Annotated in this window: 21 protein-coding genes, 1 tRNA gene and 1 pseudogene; 4 read left to right on the top strand and 19 right to left on the bottom strand. The window is 64.7% G+C overall.

The genetic code is table 11. The features are described from left to right. The 16 genes and pseudogenes from Atro_RS11545 to Atro_RS11470 form a co-directional block, all read right to left on the bottom strand. On the bottom strand, nucleotides 1-543 hold the full coding sequence (locus tag Atro_RS11545; RefSeq protein ID WP_497922410.1) for a phage tail protein I: 543 nt from the start codon (nucleotides 541-543) through the stop codon (nucleotides 1-3). Further along, nucleotides 536-1,453 (bottom strand): baseplate assembly protein, encoded by a 918-nt coding sequence (locus tag Atro_RS11540; RefSeq protein WP_497922409.1) that lies wholly within the window; start codon nucleotides 1,451-1,453, stop codon nucleotides 536-538. Before Atro_RS11540 ends, Atro_RS11545 begins: the two co-directional genes overlap by 8 nt. Beyond that, nucleotides 1,450-1,803 carry a GPW/gp25 family protein gene (locus Atro_RS11535; RefSeq protein ID WP_497922407.1) on the bottom strand — a complete coding sequence of 118 codons (354 nt, stop codon included), beginning with the start codon at nucleotides 1,801-1,803 and terminating at the stop codon, nucleotides 1,450-1,452. The genes Atro_RS11540 and Atro_RS11535 overlap by 4 nt, the downstream gene beginning before the upstream one ends. Further along, on the bottom strand, nucleotides 1,800-2,342 hold the full coding sequence (locus Atro_RS11530; RefSeq protein ID WP_497922405.1) for a phage baseplate assembly protein V: 543 nt from the start codon (nucleotides 2,340-2,342) through the stop codon (nucleotides 1,800-1,802). Before Atro_RS11530 ends, Atro_RS11535 begins: the two co-directional genes overlap by 4 nt. A gap of 182 nt (nucleotides 2,343-2,524) precedes the next feature. Continuing rightward, nucleotides 2,525-2,980 carry a phage virion morphogenesis protein gene (locus Atro_RS11525; protein ID WP_497922403.1) on the bottom strand — a complete coding sequence of 152 codons (456 nt, stop codon included), beginning with the start codon at nucleotides 2,978-2,980 and terminating at the stop codon, nucleotides 2,525-2,527. Continuing rightward, entirely contained in the window at nucleotides 2,973-3,503 is a 531-nt protein-coding gene (locus tag Atro_RS11520; protein WP_497922401.1) for a phage tail protein, read from the bottom strand. The genes Atro_RS11525 and Atro_RS11520 overlap by 8 nt, the downstream gene beginning before the upstream one ends. Beyond that, nucleotides 3,500-3,685, bottom strand: a complete 186-nt coding sequence (locus Atro_RS11515; RefSeq protein WP_497922400.1) for a hypothetical protein — start codon at nucleotides 3,683-3,685, stop codon at nucleotides 3,500-3,502. The genes Atro_RS11520 and Atro_RS11515 overlap by 4 nt, the downstream gene beginning before the upstream one ends. 10 nt (nucleotides 3,686-3,695) lie before the next feature. Beyond that, nucleotides 3,696-3,953, bottom strand: a complete 258-nt coding sequence (gene lysC / locus Atro_RS11510; protein WP_497922398.1) for an Rz1-like lysis system protein LysC — start codon at nucleotides 3,951-3,953, stop codon at nucleotides 3,696-3,698. Next, nucleotides 3,874-4,218: pseudogene (locus Atro_RS11505) on the bottom strand (Rz-like lysis system protein LysB); the annotation flags it as partial. The pseudogene Atro_RS11505 and the gene lysC, both read right to left, overlap by 80 nt. Further along, nucleotides 4,215-5,048 (bottom strand): N-acetylmuramidase domain-containing protein, encoded by an 834-nt coding sequence (locus tag Atro_RS11500; protein ID WP_497922397.1) that lies wholly within the window; start codon nucleotides 5,046-5,048, stop codon nucleotides 4,215-4,217. The gene Atro_RS11500 and the pseudogene Atro_RS11505, both read right to left, overlap by 4 nt. Then, nucleotides 5,045-5,368, bottom strand: coding sequence for a phage holin, lambda family (locus tag Atro_RS11495; protein ID WP_497927667.1), 324 nt, complete (start codon nucleotides 5,366-5,368; stop codon nucleotides 5,045-5,047). The genes Atro_RS11500 and Atro_RS11495 overlap by 4 nt, the downstream gene beginning before the upstream one ends. A gap of 17 nt (nucleotides 5,369-5,385) precedes the next feature. After that, nucleotides 5,386-5,595, bottom strand: a complete 210-nt coding sequence (locus Atro_RS11490) for a tail protein X (protein WP_497922395.1) — start codon at nucleotides 5,593-5,595, stop codon at nucleotides 5,386-5,388. Continuing rightward, a complete protein-coding gene (locus tag Atro_RS11485; RefSeq protein ID WP_497922393.1) occupies nucleotides 5,595-6,059 on the bottom strand; it encodes a head completion/stabilization protein in 465 nt (154 codons plus the stop codon). Before Atro_RS11485 ends, Atro_RS11490 begins: the two co-directional genes overlap by 1 nt. A gap of 95 nt (nucleotides 6,060-6,154) precedes the next feature. After that, nucleotides 6,155-6,889: a phage terminase small subunit gene (gene gpM / locus Atro_RS11480; protein ID WP_497922391.1), complete on the bottom strand. Its 735-nt coding sequence runs from the start codon at nucleotides 6,887-6,889 to the stop codon at nucleotides 6,155-6,157. A gap of 8 nt (nucleotides 6,890-6,897) precedes the next feature. Then, on the bottom strand, nucleotides 6,898-7,965 hold the full coding sequence (locus tag Atro_RS11475; protein ID WP_497922389.1) for a phage major capsid protein, P2 family: 1,068 nt from the start codon (nucleotides 7,963-7,965) through the stop codon (nucleotides 6,898-6,900). Nucleotides 7,966-7,989: 24 nt separating this feature from the next. Continuing rightward, nucleotides 7,990-8,826, bottom strand: a complete 837-nt coding sequence (locus Atro_RS11470; protein ID WP_497922387.1) for a GPO family capsid scaffolding protein — start codon at nucleotides 8,824-8,826, stop codon at nucleotides 7,990-7,992. 155 nt (nucleotides 8,827-8,981) lie between these two features. Between Atro_RS11470 and Atro_RS11465 the strand changes: the two genes are divergently transcribed. The 3 genes from Atro_RS11465 (at nucleotide 8,982) to Atro_RS11455 (ending at nucleotide 13,838) form a co-directional block, all read left to right on the top strand. Beyond that, entirely contained in the window at nucleotides 8,982-10,739 is a 1,758-nt protein-coding gene (locus tag Atro_RS11465) for a terminase ATPase subunit family protein (protein WP_497922385.1), read from the top strand. Next, nucleotides 10,739-11,770, top strand: a complete 1,032-nt coding sequence (locus Atro_RS11460) for a phage portal protein (RefSeq protein ID WP_497922383.1) — start codon at nucleotides 10,739-10,741, stop codon at nucleotides 11,768-11,770. Before Atro_RS11465 ends, Atro_RS11460 begins: the two co-directional genes overlap by 1 nt. Before the next feature lie 235 nt (nucleotides 11,771-12,005). After that, nucleotides 12,006-13,838, top strand: a complete 1,833-nt coding sequence (locus tag Atro_RS11455) for an AAA family ATPase (protein WP_497922382.1) — start codon at nucleotides 12,006-12,008, stop codon at nucleotides 13,836-13,838. Nucleotides 13,839-14,169: 331 nt separating this feature from the next. Here the strand turns inward: Atro_RS11455 and Atro_RS11450 are convergent, their stop codons facing one another. The 3 genes from Atro_RS11450 to Atro_RS11440 form a co-directional block, all read right to left on the bottom strand. Next, on the bottom strand, nucleotides 14,170-14,460 hold the full coding sequence (locus Atro_RS11450; RefSeq protein WP_497922380.1) for a hypothetical protein: 291 nt from the start codon (nucleotides 14,458-14,460) through the stop codon (nucleotides 14,170-14,172). A 625-nt stretch (nucleotides 14,461-15,085) separates the two neighbouring features. Then, nucleotides 15,086-15,161, bottom strand: a tRNA-Thr gene (locus Atro_RS11445). Nucleotides 15,162-15,427: 266 nt separating this feature from the next. Beyond that, complete coding sequence (locus Atro_RS11440; RefSeq protein WP_497922378.1) at nucleotides 15,428-16,663, bottom strand: methyltransferase; 1,236 nt, start codon at nucleotides 16,661-16,663, stop codon at nucleotides 15,428-15,430. Nucleotides 16,664-16,972: 309 nt separating this feature from the next. On the opposite strand from Atro_RS11440, the gene Atro_RS11435 reads away from it, so the two are divergent. Next, entirely contained in the window at nucleotides 16,973-20,335 is a 3,363-nt protein-coding gene (locus Atro_RS11435; protein ID WP_497922376.1) for a transglutaminase family protein, read from the top strand. Nucleotides 20,336-20,352: the final 17 nt, after the last annotated feature.

Here is a 20,352-nt window from a genome sequence, read left to right as displayed (position 1 = left end):
TCAGGGGGCCTCTACAGCCTGGATTCTGCGGTAAACGATGGGGCGGGCGACGCCCTGCAGGCCGAGACCACCGGTGGCGGACAGCCCGAGCGTGAAGGTGAAGTGGCTGCGGACCGGCTTGGTGCGCTCGATCTCGCCGATGATGTCGTCCTGGTAGGCGGCGGTGTTGGGCACGCCGGCGCCCAGGGTCAGCACCACCTCGAAGGTGTGCGGGGTGCCCTTGGGCGTGGTCTGCCACCACTCGCGCAGGGCCAGCGAGGAGCCGAAGGAGCTGACCACGTCGCGCACGGACTTGGCCGTGCCCTTGCGGCGGGCGATCTCCACCGCCTGGCGGATGCGTTCGCGCTTGATCGCCTCCGGCCAGTAGGGCTGCCAGCTGTCCAGCGACAGCGACCAGGCCAGCCAGGGCAGCAGGTGCTCGGGACAGGTGTCCGGGTTCCACAGCTCGCGCAGCGGCACCGGGAGCGCCCCAAGGGGGGCCGAGGCCTGCGCGAGGGCGCGCTCCAGGGGCGTGGCGTTGGGCGGCAGCAGGTTGTCACTCATCCAGGCCTCCGTCGGTCAGGGTGATGGCGGTGCAGTAGGAGGCGCTCTGCCGGTCGACCACCAGGTTGGCGGTCGGGCTGGCCAGGTCGACGCGCTGCACGCCGGGCTGGTGCAGGGCGGCATAGAGGCCGGACAGGGTCACGTCGAGGCCGAGGCGGTGCTGGCCCTCGGTGTAGGCCTCGATGGCGGCCTGGGCATTGGCCATGACCACGGTGCGATCCGGGCCGGACAGGAAGTACAGGGTCGCTTCGACCTGGTACGGAATGACCGTGGCGGCCTGGACCTGGACGAAGTCGGTCAGCGGGCGGACGCTCTCGTCGCTGAGCGCGCTTTCGACAGTGGCGAGCAGCTCGGCGCTGGCGGTGCCGTCGCCCTCGCGGGACAGCACGGTGACCACCACCTCGCCGGGGGTCGGGCTGGTGGCACTGGCATCGAGCACCAGGCCGCTGGCACTCAGGGCGTGGAAGATGTAGGCGCCCTCCGGCCCGGCCACGCTCAGCCCCTCAAGGGACAGCTGGATGCGGTAGCGGAAATCGCTGTCGCTCTCGTAGACCGCGGCGACCGGCGGGGTGGCCGTTGGGTCTGCCGGCGTGATCTCCAGGCGCTGCACGCGGAACAGGGCGCCCAGGTTGTCCAAGTCCTCCTCGACCGCATAGGCCAGCATGACAGCACGGGCGGCATCGTTGATGCGGGCGCGCAGGACGATTTCCCGGTAGGCGCTCTCCTGCAGCATCTTGGTGCGCGGATCGGACTCCAGCTCCAGCTGGGCGGCGACGGCGGCCTGCTCGTCCGCAGGGTAGTAGCCGACCAGGGCGGCCTTGCGCTCGGCGAGGATCTGCTCGAAATCCAGGGTTTCGACGACCTTCGGCGCGGGGATCTGCGACAGGTCGATGGCGACGAATTGGCTCATGCGGTGGCTCCCATGGAAAGCGGCACGCGCAGGCTGAATCGCGCATTGCCGTCGACGCGGCTGCCCTCGAGGTCGAGGACGGCGCTGCCCGGCGCGCTGCCCAGGCTGAGCTGCACGCGGGACAGGCGCACGCGCGGTTCCCAGCGGATCAGCGCCGTGGCGGTGGCGGCATACAGGCGCGTGACGGTCGCGCCGTTGAGCGGCTGGTCGATCAGCTCGGGGATCAGGCTGCCGTACTCGCGGCGCATGACGCGCGAGCCGAGCGGTGTGGTGAGGATGTCGGCGATGGATTGGCGCAGGTGCTCGAGGTCGCCGATGGCCAGGCCTGTACTGCGGGACATGCCGGTCATTGCGGACCTCCCGTGGTGGCGCCGCCCGACAGGACGCCGCCGTGAACGTGCTGGAGCAGGCTGATACCGGCGGCGACCACGTCCTCGCTCACGGTGACCCGACCGGTGATGGTCACGTCGCCGAGGATGGTCACGCCGCCCGGAGCGACGATGTCGACCTTGCCCCCGCCGGGCAGCGTGGCGCGCAAGGTGTGGGTGGCGGTGTCGTACTCGATCACCGCGCCGTCGCGGTAGGTCCGACGGTGGCGGTTCGGGTTGTCGTCCGGCGCCGGAAAGGCGTCGCTATTCAGGCCGACGAGCACGGCGCCGGTGGCCGGATCGCCCGACGGCGAGAAGACGATGCCCTGCTCGCCGATACTGGGCGGGTCCCAGGTGCGGTCCTCGCCGGCGCGCAGGGTGAAGCACGGCAGCCAGGCGGTGACGATGCCGCCGGTCTTTACGCGGCAGCGCGGCTTGGCCGGATCGACCTCGGCGACGGTGCCGAAGCGGATCAGGTTTTCGAGGCGGCGGATGAGGTCGGCGGTATTCATGGCCGCCATGCTGGCCCCGCGCAGGCGCGGCTGTCGCGTGGCGGGGGTTGTAGCGCGGCGCGCTACAGGGCGCGGCCAAGGAATCGAGCCGAGGCCGCAGCGCGCCGCTTTCTGATGTCCGAACACAACATCCTGTGTCCGATCAGCTGGTCAGCGATACCATATCTTGTGTTTCTTTGGCCTTGGCAGTGTCATCCAGCCAGGTGCTCGAGGAGGCGGTCGCGGATCAGCTCTAGGTCTGCGTCGGTCAGGCCGAGCAGCTGCCGGCGCTCGTACTGGACGTCGGGGGCGCCCCGCTCTGCTCGGTCGCGCAGCCCATACTGGTGGACGCGGGCCAGGCGCGCGGTGCGGCCGACGAAGCCGAGGGCGATGCGGTCCGCCGTGCTCTGCAGCTTGAGGTGCCTGGCCTGGCGCAGCTTGGCGAACATCTTCCGGCGCACGCCGCCCTTCTTGCCGCGCAGGTCCTTGCGGGGTTTGCGCGGCAAGAAGGGGCTGCCGTCCGGATTGCGTTGCGCGGCGATGCGCTGCTGCTGGCTGCGGCGCAGGTCGCGGGCGATGTCCTGGTTGAGCTTGCGGCGCTCGCCGGCGCCGAGCCGGGCCAGCAGGACGCCGGCCCAGTCTTCGATAGCGCGCAGGTCGTCAGACATAGCGGGTCGGTCCTGGGTGCGGGGTTTCCAGGGCGACGCCGGTCGGGGCGGCTGTGTCCCATTCGGCGATCAGCTCGCCGTCGGCGTAGACCTCGAGGTGGGTGCTCTCCAGGTGCTCGGTGTAGTGCGGCTCCCCGGCATGGGTGACCTGCAGGGTGCCGTCGGCCTGCTTTTTCACGATGACCCGCTCGGTCAGCGGCAGGGTAATCGCCAGATCGACCTTGTCGTTGGCCAGCGGGTCGACCTCGAACTGGATGGCATCGGCGTTGCGCGCCGGGTTGGCCAGCAGCTCCGACTGGTTGACCCGCAGCCAGGCCAGCAGCGGAATGGCAATGGCGTCCGGGTGGCCGGCGTAGTCGGTGAAGAGCAAATTCAGGGTGTAGGCGTACTCGAAGGACAGCCCGCCCGCGGCCGTGGCGCGCAGCCGGCCCTGGTCGATGACGATCAGCAGGCGGTCGGGGTTATGGCGCAGCTCGGGCACGGCGGCGAGCAGGTGGGCGCGCAGGCTGGAGGGCTTGTTCATGGGCGCTCCGGATCCCAGTAGTTGTCGCCGCCGGCGGCCAGGTAGCCGGCGCGCAGCCCCTCGACCACCTTCGGCAGGTCCTCCTGCAGGCTGTTGATGTGCAGGCGCACCGGCATCGACGGCGTATGCAGGGCGTCGATCAGGTCCTCGAGGCGGTCGATGTTTTCGGCGATTTCGTCCATGGCGGGCATCTCATTGGTTGTGCTGCTGGTGGCGGTAGAGCATGTCGACCTGGGCGGCGCACTCGGCCCAGGCGGCCTCGAGGCGTTCGCTGTCGTCGAGCAGCTCGCCGTTATTCGCCGGCGCGGTCGCCGGCAGGCGGCACGGCACCACGGCCGGACAGCCAATCCTGGTAAGCATCGGCGCCGGTGAGGGCCGGTCGCTCGCGCAGCCGGCGGGCAGCAGCAGGCAAAGGCTGAGCAGCCCAGTCGCGCAGTTCCTGGTTTTCATGCTTGAGGTCCTCTATCTGGGAGTGACGGCGGGCCAGCTCGGCGCGCAGGCTGTCCTGGGTGGTTCGCAGCCGGGCCTGGGCGCCGCGCTCGGCGGCCAGCTCGGTGGCCAGGGTGTCGGCCTGGCGGGCGAGCTGGTCGCGCTGCTCGGTGGCCTGCCGGGCAGCGGCCTTGGCGCTGTCGCGCTGCTGGACGATTCCGTAGCTCAGCAGGGCGACGACAAGGAGGCTGGCCAGGCCGGCGAGCTGCAGGGGACGGGCGATCATGCGGCCTCCTCCGCTGCGCCGGCGAACTGTTCGTAGGCCCGGGCGAGCTTCACGTCGTAGAGGTTCCGGGCGTAGGCCGGGCCGTTGTAGCGCTTGGCGAACTCGGCCCACTTGCGGCCCTTGAGGGCCTTGTGCAGCGCCGGATCGGCCTCGACGAAGCGGACGAAGGCCTCCAGTTGCTGCGCCTCGCTTTCGGCCATGCCATGGGCGAATTCCTGGACGCTGGCGTAGCCGAGGCGTTGCCAGTGGTGGCCCATGATCTGGAACAGGCCCCAGGACGCGGATTCCAGGGCGGCGCTGTCGTGGATCTGCCGGGCCTGGGCCAGGCGCGGGTGTTCGGCGACGCCGCCGGCATAGCCGCCGGGGCGGACGTTGACCAGGGCGGGATAGCGGGCGGCCAGGGCCTCGACGGTCGCCTCGGGGCTGGCGAGGCCGGGGAGCGTGTAGCGGTGCTCGAGCAGGCGCTCGCGCATGACGTGCCGCTCGAACAGGATCACCGGGCGCCCGTTGGCCAGGAAGCCCTCCCCCTGGCTCTCCACCGTGTTGACGGCCAGCACGCAGGCCAGCGGCACGCCGAGGCGCTCGGCGGCCCGCTCGAGGTCGCGCTGCTTGAGCAGGTGACCGGTGTCCTGCCCGGCCAGGGCGGCCAGAGTCTTGGGACCGGCGACGCCGTCGGCGACCAGGCCGGCGCGCTGCTGGAAATCGCGCACGGCCTGCTCGGTGCGCTCGCCGTAGTGGCCATCGGGATAGAGGCCAGCGCCCTGGGCGTTGAGCTGCTTCTGAAGGATCAGGACCGCCTGGCTGCGGTCGTCGGGACGAAGGCTGTTCATGCCGGGTCCGCCTTCTTTTCCAGGAAGCGGCGGGCCGTGGCCCGGACGGTTTCGACGCCGATCAGGCCGACCATCGAGCCGAAGAACGGGGCGACGCTGGGCGAGACGCCGAGCAGCTCGGTGCTGTAGCTGACGCCCAGGCCGATGAAGCCGCACAGCGGGGCCTCGAGCAGTAGCTGTCGCAGGCGCCCGCCGGTGTAGGCGATGCGGAAGACGGCGATGACGAAGGCGAGCCCGCCCGCGTAGATCCCCGGCCAGTTGCTTTGGACCCAGGCGGCGAGCCAGGCCCAGGTTTCCGGTTTGTCGGGCATGCGGTGCATCCTGTTCATAGGGACTCTCAGTCCCAAAGGTTGATGAGGTCTTGCCGCTGCGGCTGCGGGGCCTGCTCGGGCAGGACCACGCGCTGGCCGTGGGGCAGGATCGGGCCGAGGTCGGCCAGGCCGGGGTTAGCCTCGAGCACGGCCTCGACGACGCCGGCGGTGCGGCCGTAGTGCCGCCAGCAGAGGGCGTCGACGGTGTCGCCCTGGTGGGCGATGACCTCGGCCATCAGATCAGCTCCACGGTGGTGCGCACGGCGCCGAGCAGGTCGCGGATCGCCCAGCGGGCGTCGCGGCGGTATTCGTCGACGCTGGGTCCGAGGTCGTCAGCGCGCTGGTTGCCGTAGGCGGTCGCGTCGTAGCTGCGGTAACGCTCGGCCAGCTCGGCACCGGCGCTGCAGTAGACGGCGCGACGGTAGAGGTGGACGAGTTCGCTTTCGCCCTTGATCGCCACGGCCGGCACGTCGACCAGGGCCGCATGGCCGTTGGCCTGCTCCCGGGCCTGGTAGGCGGCGAGTTCGCGGTTGACGGCAATCATCGCGTTGACCGCGGCGGCCTCGAGGCGGGCATTGGTGATGCTGCCGTCCAGGCGCATGGACTCGCGCAGGTGCGCGGCATCGATGTCAGGAAACCAGCCGTCGTTGCCCAGGACGAAGGGCTCGGCGCTGCCGCCGTTGGCGATGAATCCGCTCATGCTGGGTGTTCTCCAGGTTCGGCGGTGGGCGGGACGTCACCTGGACAGAGAACTGCCTGGATCAGCCCCGCGCCGCCGGGTTCGCGTGGGGACGCTCAGTCCGCGGCACCGGATGCCTCGGAGGCTTCCGGGGTCGCGTGTTTCTTGAGGAGGCGCTCGGCGCGCTCCAGATCCTTTTTCGCGCCGCAGTTGCTGTGCAGGTCGATGGCCGCGGCGAGGTAGCTGCGGGCCATTTCGGTGTGGCCACCGACATGCTCAAGTTCACCGGCCTGCACATGGCTCTCGGCGGCCTCCAGGTGGCTGCGGCCCAGTGCCATGTTCAGCTTGGCGCGGGCCTCGTCTGGCATGTCCTGCTCGGCGGTGAGTTTTTGAGTACGCTCCAGCACCGCCAGCTCGAAGGTGCCGCCGGCCTTCTGTGCCTTGATGGCGGCGTTGGCGATCTCCTCGGCGACCAGGCAGCCGGTGGTGCGGGCGAAGCGGTCGGGCATGACCATCCCGTGCTCGAGCACATAGGCGGCGATGTCCAGGGCGCCGGCGTAGTCGCCGGCATCCATGCGCCAGACCATCACCGTGGTCAGCACCTCGTCCTGGGCGCCCTGCCCGGCCGACAGCACGCCGTCGACGTAGGGCTGGTAGACCGGCAGCAGCTCACGCTTCAGCTCGGCCTTGCCCTGCTCGGACTGGATGTTCTTGAGCCGGGCGCGGTCCTGGGCGAGCTGCAGCAGCTGCAGCTCGTAGATGGTCGCGCCGGCCATGGAGAGTTCGGGGGCCGCCGCTTCACGGGCGGCACGCTTGCGCAGCTGGTTGCGCTGGGCATGGCTCAGGCTCATGCGTCACCTCAGCTCGGGTTCGGGTAGACGAAGGCCTCGATGTTCTCGACCAGGGCGACCAGGCCGAAGTCCTCGATGACATAGGCATCGTTGGAGGACTGGTAGTCGGCGATGCGATCAAACTCCGGTTCGTCCTTGATATGCCGGCGGCGCGCGCCTTCCTGGTAGTAGATCGACAGGTTGCTCAGGGTGGTGACCATCACGGTGCCGTCCGGAAAGAACGGCGCATCGACGATGGGCAGGCCGCCCAGGCGAGCCTTGGTGACGATCTCGGTGGCGGCGTTCTCCTCCTGGTTGGAGGCGGCGCCTTTCTCGACGGCAGCCAGCAGTTTGCTGTGCAGCAGGTCGCGGGAAACCAGTACGACCAAGTCCGGGCGGGCACGGTGCCAGGGATCGAGCATCTGCACAGCGTCGTAGACCAGGCCGTCGAGGGTCTCGTAGTCGCCCTTGACCTCAGTATCGGTCCCGGCAATTGGGATGGTCTTTTTGACGCCGATGGTGACCTTGCCGGAGGCTTCGACCACCTCGTCGAGGACGCGCTCGGGGGCGCCGGTGCGGATCTTCTGCAGCCAGCCGATGTTGACGTCCTGCAACAGCGGGTTGGTGCCGATGTCGGTCGCGACGGCGGCAGACGTGCCGTTGAAGCCGATCATGATGCGGTCGAGGGCCTGACGCTCGGCGATGGCGCTCTGCAGGCGGACCTGGAAGTCCGGGAAACGTGCCCAGGCGTCGATCAGCGCGTAGGGGAAGGCGCTATCGAAGTTGGTCTGCTTGCAGTTGTAGCTGTCCTTGCTCAGGGCGCTGCGGTCGGCCGGGCTGCGGCGGTTGCCGGCCGCGGTATTGGTGCGACTGGCGATGGGGCCGTTGACGCCCAGCAGGATGGCCTCGCCCTCTTGCTCGGTCACCGGAATGATGTTGATCCGGCGCAGGAAGGCGCTCGACTCCTGGATCTTGGTTTCCAGGCGCTGCTGGACGGACGGGGTGACGGTGAACTTCTCGGCCGCCGAGTCGACGGCGTTGAGCTTGGCCACCTGGGTCAGGTAGCCGTTGAAGGCTTGGCGGGTTTCTTTACGCATGGGGTGCTCCGTAGGGGTGGCGGCTTAGAAGTCGGCCAGGATCTGGCCGTTGCCGCCGTTGGCGGTCGGGCGCTGCTGCTGGCTGTGGTCCTGGGTGTTGCCGAGCAGGGCCTTGAGGGCGGCCAGGTCGCTGCTGACCTGCTGCAGCTGGGTGCGCAGTTCGGCTGTGGTGCGCTGTTCGGTAGCGAAGGCCTCGGCCTGCTGCCTGACGTGATCGGCGATGGCCTCGACGGCCTGGCCGATCTGGCTGAACTCGCCGTCGTCCTTGGCCTGCTTGCCCTTCAGCAGCTCCTGCACCCGGGCGAACAGGGCGGCGCCGACGCCGGGCTTGTCCTCGACCTCCTCGAACTCGAGGGCGGCCTCCTCGGCAGCCGTGAACAGGTTGTCCGCATGCTGTTTGCGCGCCTTGAGCGGCGAGGCGTCCGGGTTCTGGGCGCTGAAGGCGAGCATTTCGGTGCCGAGGCTGGCCGGGGTGTCGGTCACGGCCAGGCCGGACAGGTAGGCACGACCGCTGTCGGCAAACTTCGGGGTGATCTCGATGCTGGTGAAAATCTTTTGCTTGGCCTTGTTGACCATCTCGACCAGGTCGGCGGTCGGCTCGATCTGGGCGAACAGGGCGAGCTTCTTGACGCCGGCCACGTCGACTTCCTCGGTCTTCAGCGCGACCACGTCGCCGTAGGCCTTGAACGGGCTGTCGGCCAGCAGGCTGCGGAAGTGCTCCAGCCAGACGCGGGCGCCGTAGGTGTTGGGGTTGTAGGTTTCGGCGGCATCGACCAGCCAGCTGCGCTCGATCTGGCGGCCATCGGTGGTCGCGCCCTCGACGGCGACGCGGAACCATTTGGAGCGGAATTTCTTCTTCATGCAGGGCTGTCCTCAAAGCGTTGGCCAGATAGTGGCGATGCAGTGAGGGCATAGTCGGGAGGCGCCACCGGAGCGGCAACGACGGGGGTTGTAGCGCGGCGCGCTACAGGGCCGGGCGACAGCGCCGACGCGCGCGAGCGGGCAGCATCGCCGCCATGACTGCCATCGAACTCCTGCCCACCGACACCCGCCGCCAGGCCAAATTCCTCTACTGGATGGGCTGGCGTGTGTCCGAAATCGCCGACGCCATCGGCGAGAACGAAAAGACCCTGCACACCTGGAAGAAGCGCGACGACTGGGACCGCGCGGACAGCGTCGAGCGCATCGGCGGTGCCCTGGAGGCACGGCTGGTCCAGCTGATCCTCAAGGACAACAAGACCGGCGGGGACTTCAAGGAAATCGACCTGCTGCACCGCCAGCTCGAGCGGCAGGCGCGCATCCAGCGTTACCAGGGCGGCGGCAGCGAAACCGATCTGAATCCGAACCTCGCCAAGCGCAACGAGGCGCCGAAGAAGCCGCCCAAGCGCAACGAGTTCGGCGAGGAGGAGATCGAGCGGCTCACCGAGGCCTTCGTCGACGGCTGCTTCGAGTACCAGCTCGACTGGTACCGGGCCGGCAACCAGCGGTCGCGGATGATCCTCAAGTCGCGGCAGATCGGCGCCACGTTCTACTTCGCCCGCGAGGCGCTGATCGACGCCATCACCACCGGCCGCAACCAGATCTTCCTGTCGGCCAGCAAGGCCCAGGCCCACCAGTTCAAGAACTACATGCAGGCCTTCGTCCAGGAGGTGCTCGGCCGGCAGCTGAGCGGCGACCCCATCGTGCTGTGGAATGGCGCCGAGCTGCACTTCCTCGGCACCAACTACCGCACCGCACAGGGCCGCTCCGGCAACTTCTACTTCGACGAGTTCTTCTGGGTTCACGGCTTCGACGAGCTGAACAAGGTCGCCTCGGGCATGGCCGCTCAGAAACGGTGGCGCAAGACCTACTTCTCGACGCCGTCGAGTAAGGGGCACCCGGCCTACCGCTGGTGGACCGGCGAACGGCTGAACGAGGGCAAGCCGACGGCCGACCACATCAAATTCGACATCAGCCACGACGCCCTGGCCCAGGGCCGGCGGTGCGAGGACAAGATCTGGCGGCAGATCGTGACCATCCTCGACGCCAGCGGCCGCGGCTGCGATCTGTTCGACCTGGACGATTTACGCTTCGAGTACAACGCCGAGCAGTTCGCCAATCTGCTGATGTGCGAGTTCGTCGACGACGGGGCGAGCATCTTCCCGCTGGCCATGCTGCAGCCGTGCCAGGTCGACAGCTGGGTCGAGTGGGCCGAGGACTTCAAGCCGTTCGCCATGCGCCCGTTCGGCGACCGGCAGGTGTGGGTCGGTTATGACCCGGCCGAAACCGGCGACAGCGCCGGCCTGGTGGTGGTCGCCCCGCCGCTGGTACCTGGCGGCAAGTTTCGCGTCTTGGAAAAGCATCAGTTCCGCGGCATGGATTTCGCTGCGCAGGCCGAGTTCATCCGCCAGGTCACGCGGCGCTACTGGGTGACCTATATCGGCCTCGACACCACCGGCATGGGCACAGGCGTGGCCCAGCTGGTGCGCCAGTTCTTCCCGAACCTGACCACCTTCAGCTACTCGCCGGAGGTGAAGACCCGTCTGGTGATGAAGACTTGGGACGTGATCCACAACGGCCGGTTGGAGTTCGACGCCGGCTGGACCGACCTCGCCAGCTCGATGATGGCGATCCGCAAGACCATGACCGCCAGCGGCCGGCAGATGACCTACGTCGCCGGCCGCACCGAAGAAACCGGCCACGCCGACCTGGCCTGGGCCCTCATGCACGCCCTGTACAACGAGCCGCTGGAGGGGCAGACCGCCGCCAATACCAGCGTGATGGAGATCTACTGATGAACGCACTCAGCCGCCTGGTTCAGGCATTCCGCGCGCCCGAGCTCCACAAGTCGGCCGCGCCGGCCGGCGGGGTCGAGGCCTTCACCTTCGGCGATCCGACGCCGGTCCTCGATGGCAACGAGATCCTCGACTACCTGGAATGCTGGTTCAACGGCCGCTGGTACGAGCCGCCGATTGACCTGGACGGCCTGGCCCGCTCGACCCGGGCGAGCGTCTACCTGCAGTCCGGGCTGACCTTCAAGCGCAACATGCTCAGCCGCACATTCGTCCCCCACCGCCTGCTCAGCCGGGAGGCCTTCGAGCAGTTCGCCCTGGACTGGCTGTGGTGCGGCAATGCCTACCTGGAGCGGCGGCGCAACCGGCTGGGCGGCACGCTGTCGTTGCAGCCTGCGCTGGCCAAGTACATGCGCCGCGGCCAGGACCTGGACCGCTACTTCATGGTCCGCGGCTGGCAGGAGGAGCACGAATTCGAGGAGGGAACCATCTGCCACATCCGCGAGGCGGACATCCACCAGGAGGTGTACGGCCTGCCGGAGTGGCTGGCGGCGCTGCAGTCGGCGTTGCTCAACGAGTCGGCCACCCTGTTCCGCCGGCGCTACTACCTGAACGGCTCGCACGCCGGCTTCATCCTCTACATGAGCGACGCGGCGCAGAACGAGAAGGACGTCGACGCCCTGCGCGAGGCGCTGCGCAGCGCCAAGGGGCCGGGCAACTTCCGCAACCTGTTCCTCTACTCGCCGGGCGGCAAGAAGGATGGCGTCCAGGTGATCCCGGTCAGCGAGGTGGCGGCCAAGGACGAGTTCAGCAACATCAAGAACATCACCCGTGACGACATGCTGGCCGGGCTGCGCATCCCGCCGCAGCTGATGGGCGTGGTACCGCAGAACGCCGGCGGGTTCGGTTCGGTGAAGGATGCGGCGCTGGTCTACGCGGCCAACGAGCTGGAGCCGATCCAGGCGCGGATGCTGGCGGTGAATGAGTGGGTTGGGGAGGAGGTGATTCGATTCAGGCCCTATGAGTTGGCTTAACCAAGCTGATGAAATGAAAACAAAGCTTCACCCTGAACAGGTCGATGAAACATACGCACTGACTAGCCAAATGTAATCTCTAATCCAAAAGTATTACAGATTCCGTTAAGCTTAATCAAACTAATACCATAAATGAATTCTTATAATATTTACGCATAGAACTTATGTTAAAATTTTAAATAATCTTGCACAATGTTACTACCTTATATATCTAACCAGCACAGCAAGAGGATTTATGATTTCAAGCATTTGGTCAAGCAAACTTGATGATTATATTTCAAGCGAAAACCCAGCTCGCAATAAGTATATTAATCTTGGCCGACTAAACTTAATAATAGGCGCAAACAATACCGGAAAAAGCAGGCTTCTAAGAAAGTTGTTCCTGAGTTCAGAAAAAGAATTACTGGTTAACTTTAAAGAGCCATCAGAAAAACTTAAAATATCAATTAAGCAAGTACTTGATAATCTTCCAAAAGACCAAGAAGCATTCTTTATAACTGGAGAAGAGCTATATTGCTTAGTTGACTCCAATGTTCAGCGTTATGATAAACTGAAAGAGCACTCATCGAAATTAAGTGAATTTATAGCAAAAATCTTCAATTATAGCCATCAAGCTTCTGGCGGTACGGGTGCCTCAAATTTTACTAAAATAAGAAGGGTATTAGACCACTCACTCCATGACTCAATGCGGCGAGGAGTTAAAGAATTCATATCTGAAACCTCATTTCCTAAGCGACACTATATACCTATCTTAAGAGGTATGAGACCTCTTGATGAGGAATGTGATCTCTTCGCAAAGCGGACACTTAAAGATTATTTCCACGGACTCAAACCTGAAAACTTCAACATAGTGACCGGATTCAATCTGTACGAACTGCTAGCCAGGTTTTTGCTTGGGCAGCCAGAAGAGCGAGATAAAGTTCGTGCTTACGAGAGAATAATCGGTGAAGAGTTTTTTGGTGGTGCTGATATAACGCTTATCCCTGAATATGGGAAAGATACCGTATCAGTAAAAATTGGTGAAGATAAGCAATTTCCAATTTATGACCTTGGTGACGGACTCCAGCAAGTAATCATCATTACTTCTGCAGCCTTCCTTGAGAACGAAAAATCTATTTACTTTATTGAGGAGCCTGAAATAGGCCTACACCCTGGCCTACTTCGCAAGCTTGCACTGTTTCTACTTGAGCACACCAATCATCAATACCTAGTAACAACTCACTCAAATCATCTATTAGACTTGGCAGAGCTAAATAATCAGGTACTTGTTCATAGGTTAACAAAAAAGCAATCAGGCTCAAGCAGTATCTTCTATATTCGTGAGTGCTCAAAAGACAGAGAGATACTTTCGGATCTTGGAGTACATGCTTCATCTGTTTATCTTTCGAATTCCTCAATTTGGGTTGAGGGAATTACCGATAGACTTTATGTTAGATCATTTATGGAGAAATATATACAAAGCCTATCAGATGAGCCTGGCAAGAAGTTACTCCAGGGGTTCCTTGAGAATTATCACTATTCATTTGTCGAGTATCAAGGCGGAACACTAGGTCATTGGAATTTCGATGACGATGATACCGATGAACTTTGCGCAATTAGACTTTGCACAGAAGCAATACTTATCGCCGACGGCGATATAAAAAGCAAAGGCAACAGACTAGAAAATCTTTCAAAACAGCTTGGCAATCGTCTTTTAGTCTTAGAAGGCAAAGAAATTGAAAACACAATTCCTGAAGAAATATTAATAGAAACAGCAATTAGAATGTTTGACAGCAAGAGATCAACGAAAGACGAATTAAATAAGGATGACTTACGATCGGTTCGTTACTCCGATTATGCAATATCAATAGAAGGCATTGGATATCATCTAGATCGCGCACTGGGTTTAAAAGGAAAAGGTAAAAATGAGCGAAGGTTTTTTGCTGATGAAAGCGGAACAATTAAAGATAAGGTAAAATTCTGCAGGACCGCATTGGATGTCATGAGTAAAATCGAATGGGAGCTAACAGAAGATATAAAAAGCATGTGCGAATATATATTCGCACATATAAAGCAAAAAAACTCATAAACCTATATCTTCTGATATTTTTTACAACAAAAATACTTACCCAACACCGGCCCCGTGCCGGTGTTATTTCATGCAGCTTTAACTTCGCCGACTTTGAGCCGCTTAGCCAGTCCATCCAAGAAAATTCTCGATAGTATCTGGCATTCCATCATCCGTCCCTGATGGAGTGCTCGTTGCTGACAACCGGGCCCTCATGGATGACCAGGGCGCACCAAGCGTGCGCCCCGCCTCGCCACGACACTACCAGCGCCCCCTGACTCAAGGCCTCCCCGCTACGCTGGTGCAGCGCGCGCATGAAGTCCCGCGACACTTCCAGGTGATGCCGCATGCCCTACACCTCCAAGTAGCAAGCCTCGACGTCGTAGCCGGCGCGCTTCAGCTCGGCCAGCACCGTGAGGGTGGGCGAGCGCTGGTCGAAGAACATGTCGGCGGTGATGAACACGCTGCCCGGATCGAGGTGATAGCGGGCATACAGCGGGTTGCTGCCCAGCCAGCGCTCGACCGGGTAGCTGAGGTCCAACTCGGAGGCGAGCTTGCGCGAGCCATGAATCTCGACCCGGCCTTCCAACACATCAAGCACCCAGCGGCGGAACTCCTTGGCGACATCGGTGCGGGCGAACATGGCCACCACCCGGCGCGCGCAGTTGTCCCCCACGGCACCTGCGGGCTAAATTGGTCGCTTTTTCTTCACACCTTCGGAGCGGTGCAGCGCAGGCAGGCTGGGGGCGGTGCGGGAGTTATCAGGGGTGGGGAAAACCTTCAAATCCCTTCACAGGGAGGGGGGCAAAGAGCGGTGGCGGGGCGATAGGTAGGTCGTCTGGCTCTAGGGAGGGGGTGGGTCTGAGAAAAGAGTAACTTGAGTAGCAGGCCCTAGAAACAGGGCTCTAGCCCAGTAAATACGGAGGGGCTGTGGTTACGGGAGCGAGTAACACGGGCGTAACCAAAGAAGTAATCTTTTGGTAAGTACCTGAAAATAAAGGAAAAATTTTATGCTTGAAATTACATTCAGAAAGAGTAACCAGACTACTTCCGTGTTACTCAGAGGTTACTTTTGCCGCTTACGAAAAACCCATTGAAAATCAATGTATTACAGAAAGTCAGGCGGGCGCGCTACTGATGTTACTCTTTTTTTGACCCCCCGCTTTGTTTTCTGGCGGGAGGCTCAGGGGGATGACCGCTTTTTACGTCTATTTTTACGTTCGCGTCACTGATCTGAACCTTCAGCGCACGCAAGCCGTTGATTTAATTGGTGCCGGCACCAGGAATCGAACCCGGGACCTACTGATTACAAGTCAGTTGCTCTACCTGCTGAGCTATACCGGCGAGGAAGGGCCGCCATTATAGCCGTTTGGCTTGCCGAGTAAACGCTTGGCTGCAGTTGGGATGTGCTGGTCGGGCTTTGCCGTTGCGTTTATTCACATTGACGGGGCTTGGCAAGTCCTTTGAAGAGGGTTGTCGTGCGACTTTTAGTCGCCTTAACAACCACCTGTTTTTGCTGGACTTTTACTTTTTGCTCGAAAAACGATCAAGGAGCCTGGCAGGGCCGGTGCCGAGCTTCGGACGTACTTTTCCGGAAATCATCAACAAAGTTATCCACGGGAGGTGTGGGTAACCCGTTCGGCCAGCAGCAGGTGGTTGCGTGGGGTCAGGCGATGGTCGCAAAAACGGCCGAGGCGGACCTGGTAGCCCTGTTCCTCCAGGTACAGAGCGCGATCGAGCAGCAGCCAGAGTTCCAGCGGTCGGCGGAACAGGGCGCGCGGCAGTTCGAGGTTGCGCACCTCGGCCAGGCGTTGCCAGCCGCGGGCTTCCAGGGCTTGCCAGTCGCGCGGGGCGGGGGCGGGGAGCTCCTTGAGGGCGGCGAGGTCGCGGCAGTAGTCGGCGAAGTCCTTCTGCAGCCAGGCGACGGGCAGCGAGGGGGTCGGCAGATAGGCGTCGACGCCGCGCAGTTCCCGCTGCAGCAGGTCGAAGGCCAGGCGGCGGGCCATCGACTGGTCGCGCTGGCGGCGCACCCGGGCGCTGGCGGTGACCGTCTCGCTGAGCGGCAGACGCAGGTCGTCGCGGGACAGCCGCAGCGGTGAGGCGCGGGCGGCGGCGGATAGCGGTCGGTAGTCATCGCTGTCGATGCGGTTGTAGCAGCAGGGCGCCACCGCCAGCTGCCGGCAGCCGGCGGCGCTGGCCAGTTGCAGCAGGCGCACGTGCAGTTCGCCGCAGGCATGCAGCGCCACCGGGGTGTGGCTGGCATCGAGCCGGTCGGCGGCATCGGCGGCGAGCACGTCCTGCAGCCGGTGCCGGGCCGCCAGTTGCAGGCGCTCGCTGAGCGACTGGCCGGCCGCGACCAGCTCGGCGTCGTATTCCAGGCAGGTCAGCGGTGTGCCGTCGTGGGCCAGGGCGCGGCCGAGGTGGCCCTTGCCGGCGCACCAGTCGAGCCAGTGGCGGGGGCGGGCGGCGAACTGCAAGCGGCTGGCGAACTGGCCGATCTGCTGCCACTTGCGGCCCGGCACGTCGACCGCAAAGCGCTCCGGTGCCTGCTCCTGCCGCCTGGCGGGCAGTTCGCCGGCCTCGCTCAGGGCAAATGAGGCCGCGGCCAGTGCGGGGAAGGGTGCCGGGGCGGCAAGGCGCTCGGGATGGTTGTGGTCGGCCTCGGCGTCCTCCAGGGAGCGCTGGCGCAGCCAGGCGGCCAGTGCGGGATGCCGTTCTTCCCAGGGCAGATGCAGGAGGTTGAAGGGCCGGGGTCGCCAGAATGCCTGGTGCTCGAGCAGGAAGTCGTTGAGGGCGCGGAAGCGTTCCAGCAGCTGCGGGCCGCTGAGAGGCAGGACGTCTGGCATGGTTCGTGAGAGGGTCGGCCGGGCGGGCGATTATAGCGGGGACTGGCAGTGCACGGAGCAGGCAGACACGTACCTTCGTCGGGATACCGAGGCGGGGTTCGAAGCGCCTGCTAAAATCCGACCGGTTTCCTCGGCAAACGGGCAGAACGCGGAGTCATGCACTTTTTTGGCTCATGCGCAGCCCCGTTTTGTCATTCGCAGACCCAAAACGGGGCGTAAAGTCCCCGCGCGGTGACACAAAGATGTAGGTATGAGAGTTGCTAACATCTTCTGTCTCTGTCATCGCTCTGGCCACGCAGGAGGCCCGCCTTGTCGATCCATGTCGCTTTGCACCATGTCACCCACTATCGCTACGACCGGCTGGTCAACGTGGGGCCGCAGATCGTCCGTCTGCGTCCGGCACCCCATAGCCGCACCCGCATCCTCTCGTACGCGTTGAAGGTGGTCCCGGGCGAGCATTTCATCAACTGGCAGCAGGACCCGCAGGGCAATTACCTGGCGCGTCTGGTGTTTCCGGAAAAGACCCGCGAGCTGAAGATCGAGGTCGATCTGGTCGCCGAGCTGGCGGTGTTCAACCCCTTCGACTTCTTCCTCGAGCCCTACGCCGAGACCATTCCCTTCGACTACACCGAAGGCGAGCAGCGCGAGCTGGCGCCGTACCGGGTGAAGTTGCCGGCGACGCCGCTGTTCGCCCGCTACCTGGCCGGCATCGACCTGGCGCCGACCCGCAGCGTGGACTTTCTGGTCGCCCTGAACCAGCGCGTGGCGCGCGACGTGCGCTACCTGATCCGCATGGAGCCCGGGGTGCAGAGCCCCGAGGAGACCCTCGAGAAGGCCTCCGGCTCCTGCCGCGACTCGGCCTGGCTGCTGGTGCAGCTGCTGCGCCACCTGGGCCTGGCGGCGCGCTTCGTCTCCGGCTACCTGATCCAGCTCAAGCCCGACGTGAAGTCGCTCGACGGCCCCAGCGGCACCGAGGTGGACTTCACCGACCTGCACGCCTGGTGCGAGGTGTACCTGCCGGGCGCCGGCTGGATCGGCCTCGATCCGACGTCCGGGCTGTTCGCCGGCGAGGGCCACATTCCGCTGGCGTGCAGCCCCGAGCCGTCCTCGGCGGCGCCGATCAGCGGCCTGGTCGACGAGTGCGAGTGCGAGTTCTCCCACGACATGCGCGTCGAGCGCATCTGGGAAGCGCCACGGGTGACCAAGCCCTACAGCGAGGAGCAGTGGCAGGCGATCCTCGCGCTCGGCCGCCAGGTCGATGCCGACCTGACGCGCGGCGACGTGCGCCTGACCATGGGCGGCGAGCCGACCTTCGTCGCCCTCGACTACCCGGACGACCCCGAATGGAACACCGAGGCCATGGGCCCGAACAAGCGCCGCCTGGCCGCCGACCTGTTCCACCGCCTGCGTCACCACTACGCGCCCAAGGGCCTGGCGCACTTCGGCCAGGGTAAGTGGTACCCGGGCGAGCAACTGCCGCGCTGGTCGCTCAACTGCTTCTGGCGCAAGGACGGCGAGCCGGTCTGGCAGGATCCGGCGCTGTATGCCGACGAGACCCGCCGTTACGGCGCCGACGCGCAGCTGGGCGCACGCTTCCTCGACACCCTCTGCGGCTACCTCGGGATCTCCGGCGAGCATTTCTTCCCGGCCTACGAGGACTGGATGTACTACCTCTGGCGCGAACGTCGCCTGCCGGAGAACGTCACTCCGGAGGACGCGCGGCTGGCCGATCCGCTGGAGCGCGAGCGCCTGCGCCGGGTCTTCGAGCAGGGCCTGAACCATGCGGTCGGCCATGTCCTGCCGCTGACGCGCAGCCTTGACGGCGGCCATTGGCTGACCGGCGCTTGGTTCCTGCGCGACGAATACTGCCGGCTGATCCCCGGCGACTCGCCGCTGGGCTGGCGCCTGCCGCTGGATTCGCTGCCCTGGGCCCGCGACATGGACCAGCCCTACGTGCATGCGCCGGATCCCAATCAGCCGTTCCCGCCGCTGCCGAGCCGCCAGCGCATCCTCCAGCAGCTGCGCAACGCGCCGCTCAACCGGTCGGCCGCAGTCGGCGAGGGCGCAGGCTTCGGCGCCGCCGGGCGTGGCGACACGCGGCCGGGCGAGGGCGTGCATCGGACGTTGGAAACGGCGCCGGCGCCCTTCGAGTCGGCCTACGGTATCGTGCGCACCGCGCTCTGCGTCGAGCCGCGCGATGGCCGCCTGTACATCTTCATGCCGCCGCTGGGCCGGCTCGAGGACTACCTGGAGCTGGTCGCCGCCATCGAGACGACCGCCCGCGAGCTGGACTGCCCGGTGCTGATGGAAGGCTACGAGCCGCCGGCCGACCCGCGCCTGCGGCATTTCCGTGTCACCCCCGACCCGGGCGTGATCGAGGTGAACATCCACCCGGCGGAGAACTGGGACGAGTTGGTCGAGCGCACTGAGCTCCTCTACGAGGCGGCGCGCCAGTCGCGGCTGAGCAGCGAGAAGTTCATGATCGACGGCCGCCACGTCGGCACCGGCGGCGGCAACCACTTCGTCCTCGGCGGCGCGACCCCGGCCGACTCGCCGTTCCTGCGCCGTCCGGACCTCTTGCGCAGCCTGATCAGCTACTGGCACAACCACCCGTCGCTGTCCTACCTGTTCTCCGGCCTGTTCATCGGCCCGACCTCGCAGGCGCCGCGGGTGGACGAGGCGCGCAACGACTCGCTCTACGAGCTGGAGATCGCCTTCCAGCAGATGCCCGAGCCGGGTGCCTCCTGCCCGCCGTGGCTGGTCGACCGCCTGCTGCGCAACCTCCTGGTGGACGTCACCGGCAACACCCACCGCGCCGAGTTCTGCATCGACAAGCTGTACTCGCCGGACAGCGCCAGCGGTCGCCTCGGTCTGCTCGAGTTCCGTGCCTTCGAGATGCCGCCGCACGCGCAGATGAGCCTGGCCCAGCAAGTGCTGCTGCGTTCCCTGATCGCGCGCTTCTGGGACGAGCCGTACCAGCCGCAGCGCCTGGTGCGCTGGGGCACCGAGCTGCACGACCGCTTCCTGCTGCCGCACTTCGTCGCCCAGGACTTCCACGACGTGATCTACGAGATGGACCAGTACGGCTATCCGCTGCGTCCGGAGTGGTTCGCCCCGCACTTCGAGTTCCGCTTCCCGAAACTCGGCGACTTCGCCGTGCAGGGCATGGCCCTCGAGGTGCGCCAGGCGCTGGAGCCTTGGCACGTGATGGGCGAGGAGGGCGCCACCGGCGGTACCGCGCGCTACGTCGACTCCTCCCTGGAGCGTTTGCAGGTGAGCGTCAGCGGCATGCCCCAGGACCGCTACGTGCTGACCTGCAACGGCCAGCCGGTGCCGCTGCGCCCGACCGGCACGGTCGGCGAGTTCGTCGGCGGCGTGCGCTATCGCGCCTGGCAGCCGGCTTCCAGCCTGCACCCGACCATCGGCGTACACGCCCCGCTGGTGTTCGATCTGGTCGACACCTGGATGCAGCGCTCGCTGGGCGGTTGCCAGTACCACGTCGCCCATCCGGGCGGGCGCAATTACGAGACGCTGCCGGTCAATGCCTACGAGGCGGAAAGCCGGCGTCTCGCGCGCTTCTTCCGTATCGGCCACACACCGGGCAAACTGCTGCCTGCCGCGCCGGTCGAGAACAGGGAGATGCCGATGACCCTGGACCTGCGCCGCCGCTGAGCGCCATTCCGTCCGGG

It is taken from the genome of Azotobacter tropicalis (assembly GCF_059739045.1).
Note: the sequence above shows the minus strand (reverse complement) of the source record. Positions and strands in the feature narration are given on the sequence as shown.